The sequence below is a fragment of the Candidatus Bodocaedibacter vickermanii genome (assembly GCF_014896945.1).
Classification (GTDB): domain Bacteria; phylum Pseudomonadota; class Alphaproteobacteria; order UBA6184; family UBA6184; genus Bodonicaedibacter; species Bodonicaedibacter vickermanii.
The window spans coordinates 627,687-651,124 of the sequence record NZ_CP054719.1 but is presented as its reverse complement, the minus strand read 5'-3'; the positions used below and the strand labels follow the sequence as shown (position 1 = coordinate 651,124).

At 38.9% G+C, this 23,438-nt stretch carries 21 protein-coding genes and 1 tRNA gene; 17 read left to right on the top strand and 5 right to left on the bottom strand.

The window, feature by feature from the left end:
* Window positions 1–79: 79 nt before the first annotated feature.
* From nuoG to CPBP_RS03005, 15 genes are all read left to right on the top strand, one after another.
* On the top strand, window positions 80–2,131 hold the full coding sequence (gene nuoG, locus CPBP_RS03075; protein ID WP_350332586.1) for an NADH-quinone oxidoreductase subunit NuoG: 2,052 nt from the start codon (window positions 80–82) through the stop codon (window positions 2,129–2,131).
* Window positions 2,128–3,135 carry an NADH-quinone oxidoreductase subunit NuoH gene (gene nuoH, locus CPBP_RS03070; RefSeq protein ID WP_350332585.1) on the top strand — a complete coding sequence of 336 codons (1,008 nt, stop codon included), beginning with the start codon at window positions 2,128–2,130 and terminating at the stop codon, window positions 3,133–3,135. The genes nuoG and nuoH overlap by 4 nt, the downstream gene beginning before the upstream one ends.
* A 2-nt stretch (window positions 3,136–3,137) precedes the next feature.
* Window positions 3,138–3,620, top strand: coding sequence for an NADH-quinone oxidoreductase subunit NuoI (nuoI, locus tag CPBP_RS03065; RefSeq protein WP_350332584.1), 483 nt, complete (start codon window positions 3,138–3,140; stop codon window positions 3,618–3,620).
* Window positions 3,621–3,672: 52 nt separating this feature from the next.
* Window positions 3,673–4,263 carry an NADH-quinone oxidoreductase subunit J gene (locus CPBP_RS03060; RefSeq protein WP_350332583.1) on the top strand — a complete coding sequence of 197 codons (591 nt, stop codon included), beginning with the start codon at window positions 3,673–3,675 and terminating at the stop codon, window positions 4,261–4,263.
* Window positions 4,264–4,569 carry an NADH-quinone oxidoreductase subunit NuoK gene (gene nuoK / locus CPBP_RS03055; RefSeq protein ID WP_350332582.1) on the top strand — a complete coding sequence of 102 codons (306 nt, stop codon included), beginning with the start codon at window positions 4,264–4,266 and terminating at the stop codon, window positions 4,567–4,569.
* Between the two features lie 3 nt (window positions 4,570–4,572).
* Complete coding sequence (gene nuoL, locus CPBP_RS03050) at window positions 4,573–6,498, top strand: NADH-quinone oxidoreductase subunit L (protein WP_350332581.1); 1,926 nt, start codon at window positions 4,573–4,575, stop codon at window positions 6,496–6,498.
* Entirely contained in the window at window positions 6,495–7,967 is a 1,473-nt protein-coding gene (locus CPBP_RS03045; RefSeq protein WP_350332580.1) for a complex I subunit 4 family protein, read from the top strand. The genes nuoL and CPBP_RS03045 overlap by 4 nt, the downstream gene beginning before the upstream one ends.
* A gap of 2 nt (window positions 7,968–7,969) precedes the next feature.
* Window positions 7,970–9,448: an NADH-quinone oxidoreductase subunit N gene (locus CPBP_RS03040; RefSeq protein WP_350332579.1), complete on the top strand. Its 1,479-nt coding sequence runs from the start codon at window positions 7,970–7,972 to the stop codon at window positions 9,446–9,448.
* Window positions 9,429–10,133, top strand: coding sequence for a biotin--[acetyl-CoA-carboxylase] ligase (locus tag CPBP_RS03035; protein ID WP_350332578.1), 705 nt, complete (start codon window positions 9,429–9,431; stop codon window positions 10,131–10,133). The genes CPBP_RS03040 and CPBP_RS03035 overlap by 20 nt, the downstream gene beginning before the upstream one ends.
* Window positions 10,134–10,144: 11 nt before the next feature.
* The gene (locus tag CPBP_RS03030) at window positions 10,145–11,809 is read left to right on the top strand and encodes a ribonuclease J (RefSeq protein ID WP_350332577.1); all 1,665 of its coding nucleotides are present in this window, start codon (window positions 10,145–10,147) and stop codon (window positions 11,807–11,809) included.
* A gap of 59 nt (window positions 11,810–11,868) precedes the next feature.
* Window positions 11,869–13,047 carry a mechanosensitive ion channel family protein gene (locus CPBP_RS03025; protein ID WP_350332576.1) on the top strand — a complete coding sequence of 393 codons (1,179 nt, stop codon included), beginning with the start codon at window positions 11,869–11,871 and terminating at the stop codon, window positions 13,045–13,047.
* An 8-nt stretch (window positions 13,048–13,055) separates the two neighbouring features.
* Window positions 13,056–14,021 carry an alpha/beta hydrolase gene (locus tag CPBP_RS03020; protein WP_350332575.1) on the top strand — a complete coding sequence of 322 codons (966 nt, stop codon included), beginning with the start codon at window positions 13,056–13,058 and terminating at the stop codon, window positions 14,019–14,021.
* A gap of 125 nt (window positions 14,022–14,146) precedes the next feature.
* Window positions 14,147–14,536: a hypothetical protein gene (locus CPBP_RS03015; RefSeq protein WP_350332574.1), complete on the top strand. Its 390-nt coding sequence runs from the start codon at window positions 14,147–14,149 to the stop codon at window positions 14,534–14,536.
* Between the two features lie 194 nt (window positions 14,537–14,730).
* Window positions 14,731–14,822: transfer RNA gene (locus CPBP_RS03010), tRNA-Ser, on the top strand.
* Between the two features lie 22 nt (window positions 14,823–14,844).
* Window positions 14,845–15,270: a hypothetical protein gene (locus CPBP_RS03005; protein WP_350332573.1), complete on the top strand. Its 426-nt coding sequence runs from the start codon at window positions 14,845–14,847 to the stop codon at window positions 15,268–15,270.
* A gap of 94 nt (window positions 15,271–15,364) precedes the next feature.
* Here CPBP_RS03005 and CPBP_RS03000 read toward each other — a convergent pair whose 3' ends face one another.
* Genes CPBP_RS03000 through CPBP_RS02980 form a run of 5 tightly spaced genes read right to left on the bottom strand, consistent with a single transcriptional unit; the run spans window position 15,365 to window position 20,743 of the window.
* Window positions 15,365–16,222 (bottom strand): CheR family methyltransferase, encoded by an 858-nt coding sequence (locus CPBP_RS03000; protein WP_350332572.1) that lies wholly within the window; start codon window positions 16,220–16,222, stop codon window positions 15,365–15,367.
* The gene (cheB, locus tag CPBP_RS02995) at window positions 16,219–17,271 is read right to left on the bottom strand and encodes a chemotaxis-specific protein-glutamate methyltransferase CheB (RefSeq protein WP_350332571.1); all 1,053 of its coding nucleotides are present in this window, start codon (window positions 17,269–17,271) and stop codon (window positions 16,219–16,221) included. Before cheB ends, CPBP_RS03000 begins: the two co-directional genes overlap by 4 nt.
* Window positions 17,268–17,636, bottom strand: a complete 369-nt coding sequence (locus CPBP_RS02990; protein ID WP_350332570.1) for a response regulator — start codon at window positions 17,634–17,636, stop codon at window positions 17,268–17,270. The genes cheB and CPBP_RS02990 overlap by 4 nt, the downstream gene beginning before the upstream one ends.
* Window positions 17,633–18,133, bottom strand: a complete 501-nt coding sequence (locus tag CPBP_RS02985; protein ID WP_350332569.1) for a chemotaxis protein CheW — start codon at window positions 18,131–18,133, stop codon at window positions 17,633–17,635. Before CPBP_RS02985 ends, CPBP_RS02990 begins: the two co-directional genes overlap by 4 nt.
* Before the next feature lie 9 nt (window positions 18,134–18,142).
* Window positions 18,143–20,743, bottom strand: coding sequence for a chemotaxis protein CheA (locus CPBP_RS02980; RefSeq protein WP_350332568.1), 2,601 nt, complete (start codon window positions 20,741–20,743; stop codon window positions 18,143–18,145).
* Window positions 20,744–20,879: 136 nt separating this feature from the next.
* Between CPBP_RS02980 and CPBP_RS02975 the strand changes: the two genes are divergently transcribed.
* On the top strand, window positions 20,880–21,266 hold the full coding sequence (locus CPBP_RS02975; protein ID WP_350332567.1) for a response regulator: 387 nt from the start codon (window positions 20,880–20,882) through the stop codon (window positions 21,264–21,266).
* 13 nt (window positions 21,267–21,279) lie between these two features.
* A complete protein-coding gene (locus CPBP_RS02970; protein ID WP_350332566.1) occupies window positions 21,280–23,415 on the top strand; it encodes a methyl-accepting chemotaxis protein in 2,136 nt (711 codons plus the stop codon).
* Window positions 23,416–23,438: the final 23 nt, after the last annotated feature.

The window sequence follows — 23,438 nt, the reverse complement described above, 5'->3', positions numbered from 1 at the left end:
CTATACGCTATCCAGGTCGGGTGGGTGGGCTATCAAACGTCACCCGAGCAATGCGAGGGTGTCCAATTACAGGTGTGTCATGATTAAAGTTACAATCGATCATCAACAACATGTGTTTCCAAAGGCGATCAGCATTATTGAAGCCTGTCAGCAAGTGGGTATTCAGATACCACACTTTTGCTATCATCCCAAATTAGATATTGCAGGAAATTGTCGTATGTGTTTGGTGGATGTTGAGGGATCTCGTAAGCCAATACCCAGCTGTGCAAATACAATTCAAGATGGCATGGTGATTCACACAACGACAGATCATGTGAAAAAAGATCGCGAAGGTGTGATGGAGTTTTTGTTGATTAACCATCCCTTAGATTGTCCTGTGTGCGATCAAGCGGGAGAATGTGATTTGCAAGATCAGACGCTGCATTACGGTCGTGATCGATCTAGGTACATGGAAGAAAAACGTATAGTCCCAAGTAAACATATGGGGCCTTTAATCAGCACGACAATGACCCGATGTATTCACTGTACGCGGTGTGTTCGTTTTGCAGAAGACATAGCGGGAGTCACTGACATTGGCGCTGTGGGTCGGGGTGAACATATGGAAATTACCACTTTAGAACAAGCAGTTAAGTCAGAAATTTCTGGTAATGTAATTGATTTATGTCCGGTTGGGGCTTTGAATTCTAAACCCTATCAATTCCAAGGGCGTCCTTGGGAGCTAACACATACGGATACCATTGATGTGATGGATGCGTTGGGATCGCATATTCGTGTGGATAGTCGTGGTGGACAAGTATTCCGAATTAAGCCACGGGAAATGGAAGACATTAATGAAATTTGGTTGTCGGATAAAAGTCGATTTGCTTACGATGGTCTGTTGTCGCAACGGTTAGATAAACCTTATGTTCGAGATAACAAAGGGACATTACAGCCTGCATCGTGGGATGATGCACTTGCAAACGTTGTACAACAACTAACGACAACACCTAGTCATAAGGTTGCAGCATTGGCAGGGGATTTGGTTGACTGTGAAAGTATGCTGCTAATGAAACGATTGATGCAACATATAGGGTCTCAACATTTAGATTGCCGTGTGGTTGGGGCGTATGCTGATGCTGAAAACCCAGCGTCATTTGTGTTTAACACCAGTTTAAATGATATTGATACTGCGGATGTGTGTGTATTGATTGGAACGAATCCGCGATGGGAAGCCCCTGTTCTAAATATTCGATTGCGCCGTGGAGTTGTGAACAACGGCATGCAGATGTTCCGAATTGGGTTTGAACATGATTTAACGTATCCCGTCGTTGATCTTGGAAATGACGTTGTGGTATTGACAGATCTTTTAGCGGGTAAAGGAAAAGCCGCAAAAGCGCTTAAAATGGCTAAACGTCCAGCAATAATTATTGGACAATCTGCTTTGCAATCGTCTCAAGGTTCCGTGATTTTAAACACGTGTGCCAAGATTGCTGAAAAATATAATTTAGTCCGTGATGATGGTTGGAATGGGTTTAACGTTTTGCACACGGCAGCCAATCGGGTGGGTGGTTTGGATCTTGGGTTTGTGCCAGGTGAAAATGGATTGAGTGCAACGGACATGATTCCTGCAACCCACGATGGTCGGATTAGTTTGATGTTTTTGCTGGGGGTTGATGATGTTGCACACAAAATAAGCAAAAATACATTCGTAGTTTATATCGGGCATCATGGTGATAAAGGTGCGTCTCGAGCTGATGTTGTTTTACCAGGATGTGCGTATACCGAAAAGTCGGCTATTTATGTGAATACAGAGGGGCGATCTCAATATGCTCATAAGGCGGTAAATCCACCCGGTGATGCGCGTACGGATTGGCAGATTTTTGCCGAATTATTAAATCGTATGGGGCATCAGAAGCAGTATGCGTCGATTCAAGATGTGCGAAAAGATCTGCAAAAAGAAAACAATGAGTTTTCAGAAAACAGAAGTTTTAGTAAACGCCATTGGGATTCAAATATGGGAGTAAAAGGAACTTTAGTTAGTGAAGAGCTTCAGCCTGCGATTGCGAATTTTTATATGACGAATGTGATCAGTAAGTATTCGAAAATAATGGCTCAGTGTACTAAAGAAATTTTTCAGGGAGACAAAAAATGACCTGGAACGATATCCTTGAATTAGGGATTCCTTTTATAAAATTGTGTGTGGGTGTGTTGGTATTCTTGGTGGGTACGATCGTGGCGATTGCGTACCTTACCCTGGCAGAACGAAAAGTATTGGCGGCGGCTCAAATGCGATGGGGCGCAAACGTCATTGGACCGTTTGGCTTATTTCAACCCTTTGCTGATGGTATTAAGTTGATTCACAAAGAAATCATTCTACCTAAAAATGCAGATGTTCCGGTATTCCTGCTGGCGCCCATCATTACGTTTGGGTTAAGTTTGGCCAGTTGGGCGGTGATTCCGTGGGGTGAGGCGCTTGTTTTTGCAAATATTAATCTGGGGTTGTTGTACCTGCTTGCTATCAGTTCGATGGGCGTGTTTGGGATCATCATGGCGGGGTGGTCCAGCAATTCAGTTTATGCCCTGTACGGAGGACTTCGTGCGGCAGCTCAGATGATTTCCTACGAGGTTTCCATGGGGATTATTCTGCTGTCTGTCGTAATGACCGTTCAGTCGTTTAACCTGTCCGATATTGTGCAGGGTCAAAAAGGGTTATGGTTTATTATCCCGCATTTTCCAATGTTCATACTGTTTTTTATTTCAGCGTTAGCAGAAACCAACCGCACGCCTTTTGACCTTGCTGAGGCAGAAGGTGAGCTGGCGGGGGGATTTAATGTAGAGTATTCTGCAACACCTTTTGGGGCTTTTTTTCTGGCGGAATATGGCAACATGATTGTGATGAGTGCGTTAATGTCCATCTTATTTCTGGGCGGATGGCTACCACCTTTTGATTGGGCGATCTTTGCATGGGTGCCTGGGTTTGTGTGGATGGGCATGAAAATAACATTTTGCTTGTTCTTATTTTTGTGGGTTCGAACAACATTGCCACGGTATCGATATGATCAATTGATGAACATTGGGTGGAAAGTATTTCTGCCTATTTCACTGGTTTGGTTTATGTTGACAGCGGTGGTGATGCTGTTGTTAAAGGGAGTCTGATCATGTGGAATGTAATTAAACGAGTGTTGTTACTCGATATTTTAAAAGGCATGGGCTTAACGTTTAAATACATGTTTTTTAAAGCCAAGGTTACAATCAATTATCCCTTTGAAAAAGGTCGAATCAGTGCGCGGTTTCGCGGTGAGCATGCGCTTCGCAGATACCCAAATGGTGAAGAGCGATGCATTGCGTGTAAGCTGTGTGAGGCTATTTGTCCTGCCCAAGCTATTACAATTGTATCGGCAGAACGCGATGATGGCACGCGCAGAACCGTACGATATGATATTGATATGACCAAATGTATTTACTGTGGTTTATGCCAAGAAGCCTGCCCGGTGGATGCTATTGTTCAAGGACCAAACTTTGAATTCAGTACGACAACGCGAGAAGAATTAATTTATACAAAAGAAAAATTATTAGAAAATGGCGATAAGTGGGAATCTGTGATTGCAGCAAACCTTGAAAAAGATGCGCCATACAGATAAGATGTAGTTATAGCCTATATAAAAAATAAGAATAATAAAGGTAACGTATACGGTGTTTCAACCTGTTCTAGCATATGGATTTTCAAGTCTAATCCTTTTAGGGGCTTTGGGAGTTGTTCTATTTCGAAAGCCTGTGTACAGCGTATTATCGTTGATTTTTGCATTCCTTAATGCTTCGGCTCTTTATATCTTATTGGGGGCTGAATTTGTTGCACTCAGTACTGTAATTATTTACGTTGGAGCCGTATCAGTATTGTTACTGTTCGTTGTGATGACATTAACGCAAACAGATGAGCGGTTTGTACTGTCCAAACTTAAGCCCTATAGATATTGGATTTTTGGAATGGGGGCGATTTTTGTTGCAGAGTTGATACTGCTGTTGCAGGTGCCTCAGTCATCACGAGTTTCTGATCATGACGTTTCAAACATTAAATCAATTGGCAGAGTGTTATACACACAGTATGGATTAATATTTCAGTGTTGTGCTGTCGTGTTATTGGTGGCAATGGTGTCAGCAGTGATCGTGACGTTTCAAAGTCGATCTGTAAAACACGTTAAACGACAAAATTCAACCGATCAGATTAATCGCAAACCCGAAGATGTGCTGCAGATGGTTAAAGTTAAACGGGGAGAGGGCATTTAAATGATTGATCCGTTTCACATTAATATCCTTAGTATCTTGGTTTTTGTGATTGCAGCCATGGGTATTTTGATTAGCATGAATAACTTGATCAAAGTCTTTTTATGCATCGAGCTTATGTTTCTGGCAGTCAGCATTAATTTCATTGCGTATGCCTATGCAGCACACAATATTGATGGGCATGTGTTCACCGTATTTTTGCTAACAGTTGCTGCGGCTGAATCTGCCGTTGGGCTGGGTATCTTAGTCTTTTATTTCCGCAAGCGTTCTGTCATCTCGGTTGCAGATGCAACTGTATTAAAGGGTTAAAACATGATCATGGCCGCTGCAGTATTATGGATTCCGTTGATCGGCAGTTGTGTTGCCGGACTGATTAGCTTTTTCAATCAACGTACTATGGATGATCTTGCAAAACTGGTCACGTGTATGTGTATGGGTGTTTCTGCGCTGATTGCTTTGGATTTAGTCTATGATGTTATTGTTGCAAAAAAAGTGGTGCATGGGGAAATGCTGTCGTGGATTCCATTGGATGATCGCCATACGATTACCTGGGGACTTTATGTCGACAGCTTGTCTGCCATAATGGCAGCGGTCGTAACCATTGTATCATTTATGGTGCACATTTATTCTTTGGGGTATATGAAGGGCGATAAATCGATTGCTCGGTTTATGTCTTACCTTAGTTTATTTACATTCTTTATGTTGTTTTTGGTTATGTCAGACGACCTGCTGCAATTGTTCCTAGGATGGGAAGGCGTTGGGCTGTCGTCTTATTTATTAATTGGATTTTGGTTCCAAAAAGAATCAGCCAATGCGGCATCAATGAAAGCCTTTATTACAAATCGAATTGGTGACATGGGCATGGTGCTTGGTATTGTGGGATGTATTGCAGTGTTTGATTCTGTATCTATTCCTGAGATCTTATCAAAGCTTTCAACGTATGATCAGGCGTTTTTTCGATTAACGGATCATCTAACTATTAATGCATATACGTTTATTTGTGCGTGCTTTTTGATTGGAGCCATGGCTAAGTCGGCTCAATTTGGATTGCATGTGTGGTTGCCTGATGCGATGGAGGGACCAACCCCTGTATCGGCATTAATTCATGCTGCAACGATGGTGACAGCGGGAGTGTTTTTGTTAATTCGCTTATCATTCTTGTTTGAATATGCACCCTCTGTAAAAATAGCTATTGTCGTGATTGGTGCAATAACAGCCTTGTTTGCTGCGGTGGTTGGGTTGTTTCAAAAAGACATTAAGCGTGTGATTGCTTATTCCACATGCAGTCAGTTGGGGTATATGTTCATGGCGTGTGGTGTGTCGATGTATTCAGCGGCATTGTTTCATTTAGTGACCCATGCGTTTTTTAAAGCGTTGTTATTTTTATCGGCGGGGTCTGTGATTCATGCAATGTCGGGTGAGCAAAACATGCGTAAGATGGGTGGTTTGTATAAGCAAATTCCAGTTACATATGCCCTTGTTTGGGTGGGTAGCCTTGCACTTGCAGGCATTCCATTGTTTTCAGGATACTATTCAAAGGATTGGATTTTGGACTCTTTATTCGGGTATGCGATGGAGGGTGGGTCGATTGTGCCTTATGTTGTTGGGTTATCAGTAGCATTTTTAACGGCGTTTTATTCATGGCGTTTAATATCGTTGGTATTCCATGGCGATTGTAAGGCAGATGAACGGGTGCAGTCTCATATTCATGAGGCGCCAATGATCATGCTGATTCCAAAGGTCGTTTTGGCAGTGGGGGCAGTGTTTTCAGGAGTTGCGTTGGTTGGGTTCTTTACAAAGCCTCAACTAATTTCTGGGGCTTATGTGTTTACTGAAATAGAACATCATATGCCAATGTTTATTCAAGGATTGCCTGTCGTTGTGGCGTTGTCTGGCATTGTATTGGCTGTTTGGATATATCATACTCAGCGTCACAAACTGGCTGTATGCTTGGTTCATTTTAAGCGAGTTGCCGCAGTCATTCAAAGTGGATTTGCAATTGATGAGATTTATCGCAAAGTATTAATTAAGCCGTTACATTGGTTGGGTGGTTTTTTGTACCATCACATTGAAAAAGGGCTGATCGATCGATATGGATCGAATGGGTTTGCGTTATTCATCGGTCGATTGGGACGTGTCTTCCGACACATGCAAACTGGAAGTGTTAGGGATTATGCCATCATTATGATTGCTGGGTTAATGGGTATATTAGGATATGTGGTGGTCATCATAAAATGATTAGTTTTCCGTTTTTAACATTGTTGTTAGTCTTGCCACTTGTCGGAGCGTTGTTGCTGTTTTTTATCAAAGGATCACCCGTTCAAGTTTTGCGCAATGCGCGTGCTGTTGCCCTGTGGACAACATGCTGCACGTTTTTAGTTTTCTTGGTCGTGTGGCAGGAATTTGATGCCGCAAAATCTCATTTCCAATTAGTGCATACCATCCCGATGTTCGGGGGGATGGGTATAGAATATTCTGTTGGAGTTGATGGAGTTTCATTGTTGATGTTAATGTTGACGAGTGTGCTGATGCCCCTGGTCATTTTAGCGGGATGGAGCAGTATTCAAACCCGTCCAAAGCTGTACTACATGGCATTGCTGTGTATGCAGTCATTCATTACAGGCGCGTTTATCTCCTTAAACGTGATCATGTTTTATGTGTTATTTGAGTCTGTCTTAATTCCGATGTTTTTGTTAATTGGGATATGGGGCGGCGAGCATCGAGTTTATGCAACCTATAAATTTTTCTTATTCACATTTTTTGGATCCATTCTAATGTTGGTGGCATTTCTGGTCATTGGAACTTATGTGCAAAGTTTCAATGTTGCAGACTGGAAATCAGTGATCGAAGAGTCTTTCTCAAATACTGTATCGCATGCCTTATGGTGGGCGTTGTTTATTGGATTTGCCATCAAAATTCCAATGATCCCATTTCATACATGGCTGCCAGATGCTCATGTTCAGGCACCTGCAACTGCATCGATGATTCTTGCTGGGGTTCTGTTAAAGCTTGGCGGATATGCGATGATACGCTTTCATTTGTTGGCATTTCCTGCTCTTTCTGCGAATTATTTTCCAGTCGTTGCGGGGCTTAGCATCATTGCGATTGTGTATGCATCCTTATTGGCATGGTCGCAATCTGATATGAAAAAATTGGTTGCGTATTCATCCATTGCTCACATGGGATATGTGACGTTGGGGATATACAGTCAATCAGCCATAGGTGTTAAGGGTGCGGTGATTCAGATGGTCAGTCACGGAATTATTTCTGCTGGGTTATTTTATTTGGTAGACATGTTGTATCGTCGCACGCATACACGCGATATGCATCACTATGGTGGTGTCGTTTCTATTGCACCAAAACTTTCTGCCATAGCCTTCATATTCATCTTGGGTTTGATAAGTTTGCCCATAACCAGCGGGTTTGTGGGGGAAATCATGGTGACCATAGCAGTATTCAAAGTTTCCCAATTGATGGGCATATTAACCGTGGTTGGCGTTGTATTAGCCCCTATTTATGGATTGTCACTGTACAGGCAAGTATTTCTTGGAAAAACGGCTGAAGTTGTGCAGAAGATTGCGGACATTACCCTAAAAGAATTTGCTATTTGTTCTGTGTTAATCATGATGATCGCGTGGATTGGAATATATCCAAAAACCGTTATTGGGGTTTTAGACAATACTGTTAAACATATGGTAAAGGGGTAATTATGATTGAGTTGATCACACCTATTTTACCAGAGATGATTTTATTTTTTGGAGCCTGTTTAATATTATTGCTGGATGTATTTCAAAAATGTGTCACGCACCTTATGAGCTTATCATCAGTCGTTTTAATACTTTGTATTGTTGCCATAGTATTGAGCGTGCCAGATGGTGTGTATTACCACAACCTATTTGCCATATCGATGTTTACACGACTATTTAAAATAGCGCTGTTAACGTTGGCGTTGTTTCAAAGTTTAGCAACATCCACCTTGATAGATAAATATGCACTCAACAAAAATGAACACACTGTGATGGTGTTGTTTTTGATCGTTGGCGCATGTGTGATGATATCAGCAAACCACTTGATGTTGCTGTATGTTGGAATGGAGATTCAGGCACTGGCAGCTTATACATTGGTGGTGATGCAACGCAAGTCTGAATTTTCGGCAGAAGCTGGAGTAAAGTATTTTATCTTAGGGTCATTGTCGTCTGTGCTGTATTTATTGGGTGCGTCGTATGTATACGGATCATATAACACATTATACCTTTATGAGATTACAACGGCGATGAAAGCGGGTTCTACAGCAGGGGTATTGGGTAGTATATTAGTGATTTGTACGTTCTTATTTAAAATAGGATCATTTCCATTTCATCAATGGGTGCCCGATGTGTATCAGGGGGCACCAACACCATCGACCAGCATCATTTCGACGCTTTCAAAAGTTACGGCGATTGCGGTATTGTTAAAGCTGATTGTTGGACTGTGTTCTGAAAACAAGTCGTTGGATATTAACGGGATGCTGAGTGTTATAGCAATTTTATCGATGATTGTGGGAGCAGTTGTGCCGATTTCTCAAACGCACATGAAACGATTTTTAGGGTATAGCTCTGTCGGACATGCGGGATTTATGTTGATGGGGATTGTAAACATCCACGCAGTTGGGGTATCCTCAATTATTGTGTATGTTCTAATTTATAGTCTTACATTGATGATGACATTGATATGCTTGATGTCACTGAAAGACAAACGAGAGCCTGATGAGGAAAGCAACGATTTAGCTTTAACAAAGTTAGAAGGATTGTCGCAGGTTCGTCCTAAGCATGCATTCATGTTGGCAGTGTGCTTTTTGTCGATGGCGGGGATGCCTCCGCTAATTGGATTCTTTCCAAAACTATTGGTGTTGAAGTATATTATTAGCCAAGGGCAAATGTTTTTGACAGTATTTGCGGTCATAACAACAGTAATTAGTTTATTTTATTACTTAAAAGTTATAAAACTGATGTATATAGATATGCCTGCTAAACAATCGATTGGGCCATCGATGAATGTTAACATGCAATTATTATGGGTGTTTGTTCCCGCAGTTATCATTCAGCTGTTAGGATGTTATGTGCCAGTGCTGCAAACATTATATGTGCAGTATGTGACACCAGCAGCAGAAACACTAATTATAGGATCTAATGGAAAAAATTATTCATGATTCGATAGACAGCACACAAACGGATGCTAGATTACGTATAGCATCGACAGATCGTCCGTTTGTTGTTATGGCTCATCTGCAAACCAATGGGTATGGTAAGTTTGAGCGTGCTTGGGAATCATATAGTGGAAATTTTTTAGCGACATTTGCGATTGATTTATCAATTCAGCATTATGACTTTGGTAAGATTCCTATGTTAGTATGTATAAAGCTATGCGAATTATTATCCACACTAAGTCATTCTAAGGCAGAATTTCGGGTGAAATGGCCGAATGATATTATGTTGAATAAAAAGAAAATTGGTGGAATATTAATCGAAAAAGTTGATAGCACGTTTCTTGTTGGGATTGGTCTGAATTTAAGGCAATCACCAGAAGATGGTAAAGTGTCCTATGCGACCACCAACGTACTGGCAGAGACTGGGGTGCAAATTGATACGATTAAAATATTAGATGAAATGTCTGAATATTTTATTCAGTTTGCTGAAGTATTAAAAGAATGTGATGCTGCAAAATTGCGGCAAAAATATATGACCTTGTTAGAAGGATTAGGTCAGACACGTAAGGTTGTAACTAGACAGGAAACATTTTTTGGACAGTTACACGATATTAACAATGATGGTGCCCTGATTCTTGATGTGGACGGGGACAAGAAGCTGATTTATTCAGCGGACGTTTTTATATAGGAGTTTTGAGAATGTCAGTAGAAGTTAAAGGTGATTTGAACCCAGAAGAAGGATTGGTTTTCGTTCCTTTGGGTGGTGCGGGTGAAATCGGTATGAATTTAAATTTGTACGGATACAACGACCAATGGATTATGGTAGATCTTGGAGTTACATTCAAAGATGAATGTGGGGTTCAAGTTGTTGCACCAGATCCAAAATTTATTGAAGAAAATAAAGACAATTTACTTGCGTTGATTTTGACGCATGCCCATGAAGATCATGTAGGGGCAGTGCCTTATTTGTGGTCTAGATTGCGGTGTCCAATTTATGCAACTCCATTTACCATGGAGATTGTTAAAAATAAACTGACCGAAGCAGGGTTGATGGGGCAGGTGGAACTGCACACTGTTCCGTTGGGTGGTAAAATAGAGGTGGGTGATTTTAAGGTTGAATATGTTCACTTGGCACACTCCATACCAGAGCCAAATGGCTTGTTAATTGAAACTCCACTGGGTCGTATATTTCATACGGGTGATTGGAAAATAGATCCGCATCCAGTTGTTGGGCGTGAGATGGATATCCCGGCACTAAAGAAGATCGGTGATATGGGCGTTTTGGCAATGGTCTGTGACTCTACAAATGTGTTTGAAGAGGGAAATGCTGGGTCAGAACAAGATGTGCGCAATGCATTAATTGAATTGGTTAAAAAGCAAAAAAACCGTGTGGTCATTACCTGCTTTGCATCCAATGTGGCACGATTGGATTCGTGCGTTGCAGCGGCAAAAGAATCTGGACGATTCGTCGTATTTGTGGGCAGATCAATGGAAACAATGATCGAAGCCGCCACTGTTACTAAATATTTCACAAAGATTCCGCATCGTATTAGCATTGATAAAGCATCTGAATTACCCAGAGACCAGGTTTTATATGTATGTACAGGAAGCCAAGGAGAAACAAAGGCTGCTTTAAAACGTATAGCAAGTAATAGTTATCCCAATATTCGTTTGGACAAGGGCGATTCTGTGATTTTTTCTTCACGTAAAATTCCAGGTAATGAAACAAAAATCACTGAGGTAAAAAATGATTTAGTGCGTAATGGTGTTGCGATTTTAAATCATAAAGAAAGCTTAATACATGTATCGGGTCACCCCTGTCGCGATGATTTGCGTATGATGTACGATTGGATTCGTCCACAAATTTCTGTTCCAGTTCATGGTGAATATCAACATTTAATGGAACATGCGCGATTTGCAAAAGAAGAGTGTGGAATTGCAAAAGTAATCACACCACAGAATGGTTCTTTTGTTGTACTAGGACCTAATGAGCCTCAAATTGTTGAACGTGTCCATTCTGGATATTTGGGTTATGACGGTCATGATATGATTGACATGGATGGTAGCATTATTCGGGATCGTCATAAGTTATCTGTCAGTGGTGTTGTTTTAGCATCATTAAATTGGGATCCAAAAACTAAGGTTATTCTTGACGTTCAAGTTTCATCCCGCGGAGTGGTTGAGGTAGGTCAGGATGCTGCAAGTTTTGAGCAGATCTTAGCAGAAAAGATTTATGATTCATTGAAAAAAGGTACACAATCGTCACCTCATAAAATGGAAGAAGAAGTTAGGTTATTAATTCGAAGACATATTAGTCGATTAAGGGGGATAAAACCTCTTGTGATAATTCATAATCACGATTAATCTAATATTAGTATTTTTCTAGTACACTAAAAAAATTAATAATAAACAAAGAGTACAAAATGTTAGAAAATTTATTGGGTAAAGAGTTTTACAACGCATACTTTCACTACATTGTGGGTGTTTGCATTCTGATTTTGGGTGTAGTTGTAGCTAATATTATCGTTGTTATTTTGAGGGACTTGCTTACGCATGAGGGTGCCACCCCTGAAGATAAAACTAAAGTTGTAAAGTTGGTATCTAAGATACACTTTCCAATAAATTTAGTGTTTATAGCACTGTCGATATATGTCGTACACAAGTTAGGAGATTTTCCCGCAAAGTTTGAGCCTTATTTATTACAATGCGTTAAAACGACTTTAGACATATCGTTCTTTATGACAGTATATCATTTTGTGGGAGCTCTAGTATTAACAAGACTATTTAAAGGCTTTGGTTTAACGATCAATGATACGATTAAAGAGTTATTGGCAAATGCTGTTAAGATAGTGATTGCCGTATTAGGTGTCGTCACTGTTCTTGGAAATTTCAATATTAATATTGGCCCAATTTTGGGTGGACTAACATTATTAACCACGGCGGTAGCTTTGGCAGCTAAGGATTCTATTCAGGGATTAATAGGGTCATTAACGGTTGTTTTGGAAGGTAAATTCAAAGAGGGCGACTGGGTCAAAATGGGTGAACTTCAAGGGTTTGTTGAGAATATTGGTATTCGTACAACAACCATTAGAGGCTTTGACCGTACGTTAACTACAGTACCTAATGATGCTTTTGTAGCAGCATCTGTTACAAATTTTTCGCGCATTACAAATTGGGAAGTAAAGGAAGAATTTGTGTTGGCACATACATCAACTCAAGAGCAACTTGAAAAAATCGTTGCTAGTTTTAGTGAATGGCTTGCCAATAATCCCGATGTAGAAGCAGATCCTAAAAAGGCAATTATTCTTGTTAGAGTTAGCAATTTAGTACAGCATGGGTTTAATTTGTTGGTGATGTTTTATGCAAAAACAAACCAATGGCCAGAACATGTTCGTGTGCGTGAACAATGTATGTTCCAATTATTAAAGATCATTGAAGACGCGGGCACATCACTTGCGCACCCTCTTCATACAGTGTTCTTAGGAGAAAGTGCACCTTTAGATAAAGTAATTCAAATCGCAAGTGCTGCAGTTGAAAAGAAACCTGCACTAGCAAAACCAGAGACTGTGAAAAAACCTGCTGTACCTAAAGAAAAGAAATAAGGGTTAGGTTGTTTAAGTCAAAAGATAACATTTTTTCAAAGCTTGTTCCGCAGGCGGCAGCATTTTTAAAGCAATTAGAGTTTTTAAATACGCCGCCTGTTGAACAGTTACCTACGGAAGTTGCTCGAGATAATTATGAAAAATTATCCAGATACCAAGGTGGCGTTCCAATTTCCATGGCGCGTACAGAAGATCGAGTCGTCATGTCATCGACGCGAAAAACAGGTATACCAGTTCGAATATATTGGCCTACCTTACAACAACTGCCACTGTTAATATATTTTCATGGAGGCGGATGGAGTCGGGGTAGTTTGAATACCCATGATGCGTTATGTCGACGCCTTGCAAAAGAAGCTAATTGTATCATTGTATCGGTTGATTATCGATTGGCCCCGGAACATCCTTATCCCGCTGCGATTGAAGATGCTGGTGTGGTGTATGCATGGTGCCAGCAAACTGCATCTGCTCTGGGTGCTAAGGTAGACCAAATTGCTGTAGGGGGTGATAGCGCAGGAGGTACCATTTCTGCAGCATTGACATCATCGTTAGTGGAAACCAATTCCATAGTGCCTAAATTTCAACTGTTAATTTATCCAAGTTTAGACTTAACGTTTAAACATGAATCTGTAAAATTATTCGGAGATGGTTTTTTTCTAACCAAAAATTCATTGGATTATTATGCGGCTAATTATGCTAAGAATCAGAATTTAAAAGATTGGCGTATTTCGCCGTTATTTTATAAAAAATTTAATCAGTTACCGCCCGCAGTTATATTGACGGCCGATTGTGATCCTATTCGCGATGACGGAATGAAGTATGGTGAAAAATTAATCCATGCAGGTGGGCAGGTCGCTGAGAAAAATGTTCCAGGCGTGATTCATGCATTCATGCAAATGATTGAAACATTCCCAATCCAAACGGCTCAATCGTATAGCTGGATATCCGATCAAATGCGATTATTGTGGAAACAATAGACCAAACAATCTTGATTTATATCCTTAAGTTATAGTACAAGCATCACAAGAGATGATTGATTAAATCATATCGCAGGTTGGAATCCCGTTCTATCCGCAATTAATAATTTATTACAGGGTGTTTTATGAATAAAGATTTATTATCGCTATCGATGAGGTATATAGATTTTATGGGTAATGTAGGAGCATTTTCTAACTTAGAAGACTATGAATCTTATAGTTCTAATATTTTTTCACAAGATGTTAAGAAAATTGAAAATGGCAAATGCATCCTAGAAGGACGAACTGCCTTAATCGAACAATTACGTAATGCAAGAGCCTTCGCGTTTCCCTGGTCTATAAAGGTTTTAGATGTTTTGTGTGATAAAGAAAAGAACTGCTCAGCCTTGCGGTTTTCTTGGGATTCGGAAAAAGTAGGGTTACATATTACAACGGCAATTTTGCAGTTTGACTCGAATGGAAAAATTCTTGAGATAAAAGAAGTCTACAACCGATTTGCTGATATTACCCATTAAGTATAATAATGCCAGAGTCCTTAGCGGAGGTATAAAATAGGGCGAAAAGTTGATTCATGCAAATGATTGAAACATTCCTAATTCAAATGGCTCAATCATATAGCTGGATAGCAGATCAAATGCGATTATTATGGAAACAATAGACCAAACGATCTTGATTTATATCCTTAAGTTATAGTACAACTATCACACAGGGAGAGGTGGCCGAGTGGTTGAAGGCGCACGCCTGGAAAGTGTGTATACGGCTCAAACCGTATCAAGGGTTCGAATCCCTTTCTCTCCTCCAGAGACTGTATGTGGAAAAAACTATGGATTATGCAACTTTATATATATCAGACCCGTCTATTATTGGCAGTAAGGTTCTTGATACTATGCCTGAAATACTCTCGTATAATTCTAAAAGTGATAATCATCATGTCCTTGGTATGACTTTGCGTTTGAAAGCGGCTAATATTGATTGTAACTTCATGGTAAATTCTGAATTAGAAAATCACCTCAATGGCTTAAGTAATTTTGTCTCAGGGAGTATAGCTGAAGGAGTTGATTTGTCATATAGCCTTTCAAGGGTGTCTCAGGTTAGAATGGCTATGGGCTGTTGTATCGACCCTGGATTTGACTCTGAAGGAGAAATCTTAAACTTTATTAAACACTATAGTCGCACTCTTAATTCATTATTATTTTATGATAGTACATTATTTGATTATGATTTACAGATTCTGGCTACGTTAAAGTAAACAAATATTAACCGTATCAAGGGTTCGAATCCCTTTCTCTCCTCCAGATCTTTATTTCAATCCATTTCGCAAACGTTTTTCATAGTATGAAGTTTTATGATTTTTGATAAATACCGGGATAGTCTTTTACCGGTGTTAGTGCAAGTTGGTTAGTTTGAGTTTGAAGAATAAATTCAGAGCTGCCCAATATCAGGTGCCCGCCTGATTTAAGATGGCTGTGCAAATGCTGGATAACTTTTAGTTTATCGCACTCGTTAAAGTAAATTAATACATTTCTACAGAAAATAACATGAAACGTTTGCGTGATTATTCTTCTGGGTTGAGTAAGGTTATAATTTTCAAATTTTATTAAATCTTTTAGTTCCTTGCTAATCATCCAGTTGGTTTCGTCTTTCTTAAAATATTTGATTAACAATGTTACTGGTAATCCACGCTGAACTTCAAAGTGCGAAAACGATCCTGCTTGAGCCTTATCTAAGATTTTTTTTGAGATGTCGGTTGCAAGAATATGGCATGTAGACGAAGAGATCGGGATAAGAGGGGTAGTTTTTTGAGCAAAATCTTTCATTAGCATTGCAATAGAGTAGGGTTCTTGACCAGAAGAACACGCTGCACTCCAAATATTGAGAGGAGCTAATGAAGAAGCTTTAGGGTATAGTTTTTCAAGTATTTCTTGAGCAAAAAAATCAAATACTTTTTTGTCGCGAAAAAATGATGATTCGTGAGTCACCAAAGCTTCGACAAGGGTTTGACCAAATGATGGATCCTGTTTTTTTAAGCGTTCAACGACATCATTAAGCGTTGGGATGTTGTATTGACGCATGATGGGAATGAGTCTATTTTCCAGTAAATAAAGCTGATTTTTTTGCAAGACTAACCCACATGTTTGTTGAATGTAATCAACAAAGTACTGAAAGTTGCTATCTGTTAATGTGTTTTCAGATGAGGTCATTTTGTTATCTTGTGAACTAATTCTTTGATATTCGATAGCGACATAACTTGAGTTGCAAGCCCTGCTTCATATACAGCTCGCGGCATGCCCCATACGGTGCTTGACGTTTCATCTTGAGCGATCATGCCCCCTCCTGCGTTGATAATATCTCTTGCCCCATCAAGCCCATCATTGCCAATACCTGTTAGCATACAACCAAGCAACCTATTATTATAAACCTTAGCCGCAGAAGAAAACAAAGGTGTTACAGAGGGACGACAAAAATTTTGTGGAGGATTTGTATTTACCTCTAATAATATCTGCGCATTTTTCGAAATAACTTCCATGTGAAAACCACCCGCAGCAAGATAAATACAATTTTCTGTCAGGGGTTGAGATTCAATGACTTCAACCGTTTTAATCCCGCTTGATTTTTGAATGTTTTCTGCAAGCAATGCTGTAAATATTGGGGGCATGTGTTGAACGATAAAAATAGGTATTCTGGTTTGATTCATCCCGCTAAGAATATTAAGCAATGCGGCAGGTCCCCCAGTAGATGATCCAATTACAAGCGCTTGTGGAAATAAAGGGAGTGTAGATCTGATCGGTGTTGATCGCAGATTAGGTGTATTCTTTGTAAGAGCCTCTTTAGTGAATAAACCCAGAACTTTTGTTGTGAGTTCTCTCTCAAAATCTTCAACAGAAAATTGAAAGACTGTTGGGCTTGGTTTTGTTATATAGTCGCAAGCCCCCAAAGCCAAAGCGTGTAGCGTTATTTCAGCACCCTTAACGGAGAGAGTTGACGAAATAATAACTTTTGCTTTTGGATTTATTTTTAGCAAAAGCGGTAATGCCGCAATACCATCCATGATTGGCATTTGAATATCAAGAATAATGATATCAATGGTTGGGTGTTCTTTCAGAACATTAACAGCTTCTTGACCATTAGATGCCAAATAAATATTACCAACCCCAGCAATTGCTTTTACTAATTTGTGTGTATGGTTTTTGATAACAATAGAATCGTCTACAATTAGAATATCGTTCATTGATTTAGTGTTAAAGTTCATTCAAATGCACCAATCATAGATAATTTTTCTTCGATCATTTCTTTTGTAAAGGGTTTAATAATGTATTCATCAGCGCCTTTTTCTAGGGCTTCTTGTATGTGCTCTAGTTCGGCATTTGTTGTACATAAGACTATTTTAGGTTTGTGACCGTTTTCTAATTTTCGAACCAATTCTAAAAATTCTATGCCTGTCATGACTGGCATGTTCCAATCAACTATTACAATGTCGGGCATCGCATTCTGACAAAAATCTAAGGCTATTTTACCATTCTCTGCCTCATGCTGATTAAAGCCAAATGGTTTTAGAATCATAGAGATTGCTTTGCGAATAGTGGAAGAATCATCAACGATTAGTAACTCTTTCATAGGCTTTTTTCTCCATTAGTGCGGTCTTCACGGGTGATAAGATCCAATAAATGTTCCATATTTAACCGAATGATTAAGGATTCGTTGAGTTGGCAAACGCCTTCTGCGATATTCAACCAGTGTTGTTCTAAGGTTGAAGGAAGAGGTTCAAATTTAGATTGAGGTATATTCAGAACATCTCCGACGCTGTCAACAACAAAGCTTAAGAGTTCTTGTCCATGCGCGACAGCGATATGCATAGAGTCTCTGTTTTCGATATTAACATTAGGATAAAGTTTTAATCTTAAATCAATGACAGTTACAACTTTTCCCCGAAGATTAATGGAACCTAAAATAGCTTTTGGGGCTAGGGGAATAGGAGTTATTTCTAATGATTTAAAAATGTCTCTTAGGTGAATCACTGGAAATCCAAATAACTGATCGCCTATTTTCACGGTTAAATAGTGATCGTGAATACTGTCATCTGATAGATTGTTTTTGAGAGGGGTATCTATCATAAAGAGCTCCTATACGTTCGATTGTTTTGTAAACAGTGAGTTGACGTGACTAATAAGGTCATTGCGATCCAACTTTTTGATGATTAACCCGTCGTAGATATCTGGACGATGATTTTGTGGTTCATTTGCAATAAATAGTTTTGGAATATTTGAATAGGCTTCTTGCTTTTGTAGATTAGCACAGCAACTTGAAATTAGATCTGATTCTATATCTAAAATAAATCCATCAGTTTTGAAATTTAGTGAGAAAAACTTTTCTAATTCATTTGCGTTGGTAAGCGCCGTTACATGAAATCCAGAGATTTTTAAAAAGGGAATTAAGAAGTTAGCCCCATAAAAATGATCGCCTACAAAGACTAATTGTTTCTTTTGAGAGGTGTCATTTTTAGATGTAGAGTACCAATCAGAGAACTCTGCTTGTAAGAAATAATCAGTATTCAGTATTTCTGTGGCATGTCCTTTTAAAATTGTGGTTCCGAGTTTAGACGGATCGTGTGCTTCAAGTTTTAAATTCATCCCATCGCCTTCGATGATATCTAAAATTTCTTCGACAACCAGACCAAGAGTATGAGTATCATTGGAGAAGACCAGCACAGGTTTTATATCATTCTGTTGAGTATTATCAATCATGAAAACCAACGACATCAGATTGTTGCGGTATTGAATGCAGGGTTTGTTTTCAGCGTATTCTACTTGGTTTAGATTAATTTGTTCTAAACGTGTAAGGGTTGATAAGGGAATTGCTTTGGGAGTGCGATCTTGCGTTAAAAATAACAAGAAGGTTTCTATGTTCCTATTCTTTGTTGTGCTAGGCTCTATAGTTTGAGATTGAGAGTCCGTGTTTTCAATGTTAATATTTGCGAGTAATCCGGAAATATGATTGGGGTCTAATATGGTAATAACTCCGCCGTCGCCCAAAATTGTGTTGCCTGCAAAGATAGATAAATTTCTGATTAGAGACGATACTGGTTTAACTACGATTTCTTGAGTGTTAAATACTTTGTCGACAATAATTCCAAAAAATGACATCCCAACCTGCAACACGATAACATAGTGTTTATCATCCGTTTTGTTTTTTGCCGTCAGGCCTAACAGTTCATCCATATGGGCTAAAGCCAAAAGTTTTTGACGAAGTCGCAATACAGGGTGCCCATTCACATATTCAATTTTATTTGCTGAGTTTCCTGAAATTTGAACTAATTCAAGAATGTTAAGTTGAGGGATAGCAAAACGATATCCTGCAACTTCTGCAATCAGAGCAGATACAATGGATAAGGTAAGTGGAATTTTAATATTGAATGTTGTTCCTTTGTTTTGTTTTGAACGAATTTCAATAGTTCCACCGATTTTTTCGATGTTAGTTCTAACCACATCCATTCCAACGCCACGTCCAGAGATATTAGTAACTACTGCAGCCGTTGAGAACCCAGACTTAAAAATAAATTGGAAAACCTGATGATCAGTAAGTTGTGAAGCTTCTTCAATAGAAATCAGGCCTTTTTCAATGGCTTTATTTCGAATCTTTTCGACGTCTAACCCACGACCATCATCGGCTATTTCAATAATAATATGACCACCTGCGTGATAGGCATTCATTCGAATAACGCCTTTTTCAGATTTTCCTGCCTTGATACGATCGACAGGCGATTCAATACCATGATCCATTGCATTGCGAATCATATGGGTTAGCGGATCTTTGATAAGTTCGATAACTTGGCGGTCTAATTCAGTTTCAGCGCCTAATAATTCTAAGTCTATTTTCTTGTTTAATTCTTTTGCAGAGTCACGCACAATTCGGGGTAGTTTTAACCATGCGTTACCGATAGGTTGCATGCGTGTTTTCATCACTTGTTCTTGTAATTCACTGGTCACATAATTTAACCGGTAAAGGGGTAAATTTAATGCAGAGTTTTCTGAATGATCAGCTAATTGCATTAATTGATTTCGAGTTAATACAAGTTCACCCACCATATTAATCAGGTTTTCTAACGTATTAATATTTACGCGAATGGTTTGATTTTGATCGCTCATCCCGGATGTTTTTTCGGGTGAGCTTTTTTCATCGCCATTCTTTTCAACTGGCGGAGCGGATGAGATTGCATTGATGCTTGGTGCTATTTCGGGAGCAGGGATCTCCGCAGGAGAAACTAGTTCTAAGTCAGTAGGTATTGCAATAGAGTCAAAATCAATTTCTTCTACAGTTGTTTGTGAATCGTTTGATTTAGAGTGGGAGTGTTGCTCTAATACTTGATGTAATTTTTCGATGACAGCATCATCATTACCATCAGGCTCTCCTCCTGTTTCTGATAGTTTTGTGACGATGTTTTTTACGCCATCAATACTTTCAAGAACTACGTTGATGACCTCTTCATTAATAATTAAAAGCTTATCACGTACTTTTACAAGAACATTTTCACTGGCATGGGCAAGCTTTTCTAATCGGGGTAACCCAACAAACCCGCAAGTGCCTTTGATAGTATGCATGGTGCGAAATATACTGTTTAATATTTCGGGGTTTTCAGGGTTGTGTTCCAATTCAACAAGTTCTAAGTCCAGCTTAGCTAAGCTTTCAGAAGTTTCAATTAAAAATTCGTTTAATAAGTCATCCATGGGTGTGTCATTTATTAGTATTGTATGAGTTTAGTAAAACATGAAAAATATAATAAATACTTAATAAATAAAAAACTTTGTTTACTTTTTGTTTGTAATTGTCTGATAGGCTGTAACGAATTGATGGAGAATGTGAATGTCCGAGGTTTTAAAAGCCAGCGTTTTAGTAGTAGATGATTATAAAACAATGCGTACTATAGTCATTACTTTACTGAATCAAATTGGCTTTACAGAAATTGATGAAGCTGGTGATGGGGGTGAGGCCTTAGAAAAATTAAAGAAAAAGAAATACGGTTTAATTTTCTCAGACTGGAATATGGTTCCAATTACAGGGATTGATTTTTTGCGTGGGGCTAGGGCTTTGCCAGAATATAAAAATACTCCTTTTATTATGATTACTGCAGAAACGACTATTGAAAATTTAACGCAAGCAAAAGCAGCAGGTGTTACAAACTATATCGCAAAACCTTTTACGGCCAAAACCTTAAAAGAAAAATTAGAAAAAGTATTTGGTCAATTTTAGAGAGAATTATAAAATGAAGATAAAATTAAAACTGCCTGCATTTATTATAGCGTGTACTCTTATAACTGCTTTAGCCATTGGATTTGTGGCGTTGACCTCTACAAAAAAGAGTATAGAACATTTTATAGATGAAAGAGAGAATACTTTATTACAAGAGAAAAAGATTCAACTAACTGATTTGTTTGACTCGATTGAAGAAGACATCAAATTTATGGCTTTAGATGAAAGTACGTTATACGCTTTTGATGGGTTTGAAAAAGCGTGGAGATCAGAAAAACTAACAACATATTCTTTGCAAGACACATACATTCATAAAAACCCCAATCCAATTGGAAAAAAGCATTTCCTTAATGATGCTCAGGATGGATCAAAATATTCCGAAATTCATAAAGAATTTCATCCTTGGTTTAAGAGGTGTTTAGAAAAAGGAGGATATTACGACATTTTCTTGTTTGATCTTGATGGGAACCTTATCTACACAGTATTTAAAGAGTTGGATTTTGCAACAAATCTGAAAAATGGTGAGTGGAAAGATACAGACTTGGGGGCTGTATTCCGTCAAGCAGCTGATGATTTAGCGACAGCAGGGCAGACATTCATTGTTGATTTTAAATTTTATGCACCTAGCGCAAATTCCCCTGCAAGCTTTATATCAACGCCTATTTTTAAAGATGGAAAAAAGATTGGTGTTGTTGCGTTTCAAATGCCTATTGATAAAATCAATACATTGATGGGGCGAAGAGATGGGTTAGATACTCTTGAGGAAGCCTATATAGTGGGTGAGGACGGACTTATTCGAAGTGTGTCTAACTATGGCAAAGATCAGAAAGTTTTACAAATAAAGTTAGAAAACTCTATTCCTAAGTTTGGAGCAAAGGGAGAATCTGGAGTCATAGAAACGAAAAATTATCAAAACGCAGACGTTCGATCCAGTTATATGCCGTTTGTGTTTAATAATTTGAAATGGACGTTGATTTTTGAAGAGGATATTGAGGAAGCTTTTGCAGATTATATAGCATTAAAAAAAGAAATTATATTTTATGCTTTATTATGTGCGTTGATTATCGCGATGCTTGGATACTTAGGGGCGCTTAGGCTTGTGATAAAACCCATGAATGCTATTCGTCAGAATCTTATTGATTTAGGAAACAATGATACAAATGTAATAATTTATGGGCTTGATCGAAAAGATGAATTCTTAGAATTTTCAAAAGCTTCGGAGACCTTTAAGGAGAACATTCAAAAAAACAAAAGGCTGCAAGAAGATCAAAGACGTCTTGAAGAAAAAGCGAATACCGAAAAAAAGAAATCTATGATTGAGCTGGCTGATAACTTTGAACAGCGCATGCAACATGTGGTTTCAGGTTTGGCTGCTGCATCGACGGAGCTTGCCCAAACAGCAGAAAATATGAATGTGTTAAGTTCCAATTCAAATGATACCGTAATGACGGCCAATCAAAGCGCATTAAATATTACCCATCATGTTGATTCAGTTTCATCTGCATCTCAAGAGTTGTATTCATCAGTTCAGGAAATTTCTTCACAAATTCATAAATCGAATGAATTGATTTCGGAGTCTGTTAATAAAGTTGAAGATGCCGATTTACACGCAACTAAGCTTTCTGCGTCTTCTCAAAAAGTAAGAGAAGTGATTCAATTAATTGCTGATATTTCTAGTCAGGTGAACCTGTTAGCATTAAACGCAACCATTGAAGCGGCAAGGGCTGGCGAGTCAGGAAAAGGATTTGCTGTCGTGGCAAGTGAGGTTAAGAATTTAGCAAATCAGACGAACAAATCAGTTGAAGAAATCGGTAAAGTGATTGATGAAATGGGCGGGGTGTCTGCTGATATAGTTCAGTCGTTGTCCGATATTAAATTGTCCGTAAAGAAAATTTCAGAATCTTCTGTGAGTATTGCCTCTGCTGTAGAAGAGCAAACTGTTGCAACCAATGGAATTGCTCAAAGCGTTAAGGAAGCATCGCAAGGGACAAAGATGGTGTCTTCTGGTTTTGAAATGGTGCAACAAAGTGCTATAGAGGTCAATACGTCTTCTCAACAAATGTTGGATGCGGCCAGGGATCTATCGCGACAGGCAGAAGAATTAAAAAGTGAAGTTTCAAAGTTTATCTTTGAAATTAGAAACAGTTAAGAATGCGCATTAGATTTAAGTAG

Coding starts and splice junctions, on each gene's coding strand:
- nuoL (WP_350332581.1), top strand. CDS start 4,573: ATGATCATGGCCGCTGCAGTATTATGGATTCCGTTGATCGGCAGTTGT.
- CPBP_RS03030 (WP_350332577.1), top strand. CDS start 10,145: ATGTCAGTAGAAGTTAAAGGTGATTTGAACCCAGAAGAAGGATTGGTT.
- nuoK (WP_350332582.1), top strand. CDS start 4,264: ATGATTGATCCGTTTCACATTAATATCCTTAGTATCTTGGTTTTTGTG.
- CPBP_RS03005 (WP_350332573.1), top strand. CDS start 14,845: ATGGATTATGCAACTTTATATATATCAGACCCGTCTATTATTGGCAGT.
- cheB (WP_350332571.1), bottom strand. CDS start 17,271: ATGAACTTTAACACTAAATCAATGAACGATATTCTAATTGTAGACGAT.
- nuoG (WP_350332586.1), top strand. CDS start 80: ATGATTAAAGTTACAATCGATCATCAACAACATGTGTTTCCAAAGGCG.
- nuoI (WP_350332584.1), top strand. CDS start 3,138: ATGTGGAATGTAATTAAACGAGTGTTGTTACTCGATATTTTAAAAGGC.
- CPBP_RS03035 (WP_350332578.1), top strand. CDS start 9,429: ATGGAAAAAATTATTCATGATTCGATAGACAGCACACAAACGGATGCT.
- CPBP_RS03000 (WP_350332572.1), bottom strand. CDS start 16,222: ATGACCTCATCTGAAAACACATTAACAGATAGCAACTTTCAGTACTTT.
- CPBP_RS02990 (WP_350332570.1), bottom strand. CDS start 17,636: ATGAAAGAGTTACTAATCGTTGATGATTCTTCCACTATTCGCAAAGCA.
- CPBP_RS03015 (WP_350332574.1), top strand. CDS start 14,147: ATGAATAAAGATTTATTATCGCTATCGATGAGGTATATAGATTTTATG.
- CPBP_RS03045 (WP_350332580.1), top strand. CDS start 6,495: ATGATTAGTTTTCCGTTTTTAACATTGTTGTTAGTCTTGCCACTTGTC.
- CPBP_RS03040 (WP_350332579.1), top strand. CDS start 7,970: ATGATTGAGTTGATCACACCTATTTTACCAGAGATGATTTTATTTTTT.
- CPBP_RS03025 (WP_350332576.1), top strand. CDS start 11,869: ATGTTAGAAAATTTATTGGGTAAAGAGTTTTACAACGCATACTTTCAC.
- CPBP_RS02970 (WP_350332566.1), top strand. CDS start 21,280: ATGAAGATAAAATTAAAACTGCCTGCATTTATTATAGCGTGTACTCTT.
- CPBP_RS02975 (WP_350332567.1), top strand. CDS start 20,880: ATGTCCGAGGTTTTAAAAGCCAGCGTTTTAGTAGTAGATGATTATAAA.
- nuoH (WP_350332585.1), top strand. CDS start 2,128: ATGACCTGGAACGATATCCTTGAATTAGGGATTCCTTTTATAAAATTG.
- CPBP_RS02980 (WP_350332568.1), bottom strand. CDS start 20,743: ATGGATGACTTATTAAACGAATTTTTAATTGAAACTTCTGAAAGCTTA.
- CPBP_RS02985 (WP_350332569.1), bottom strand. CDS start 18,133: ATGATAGATACCCCTCTCAAAAACAATCTATCAGATGACAGTATTCAC.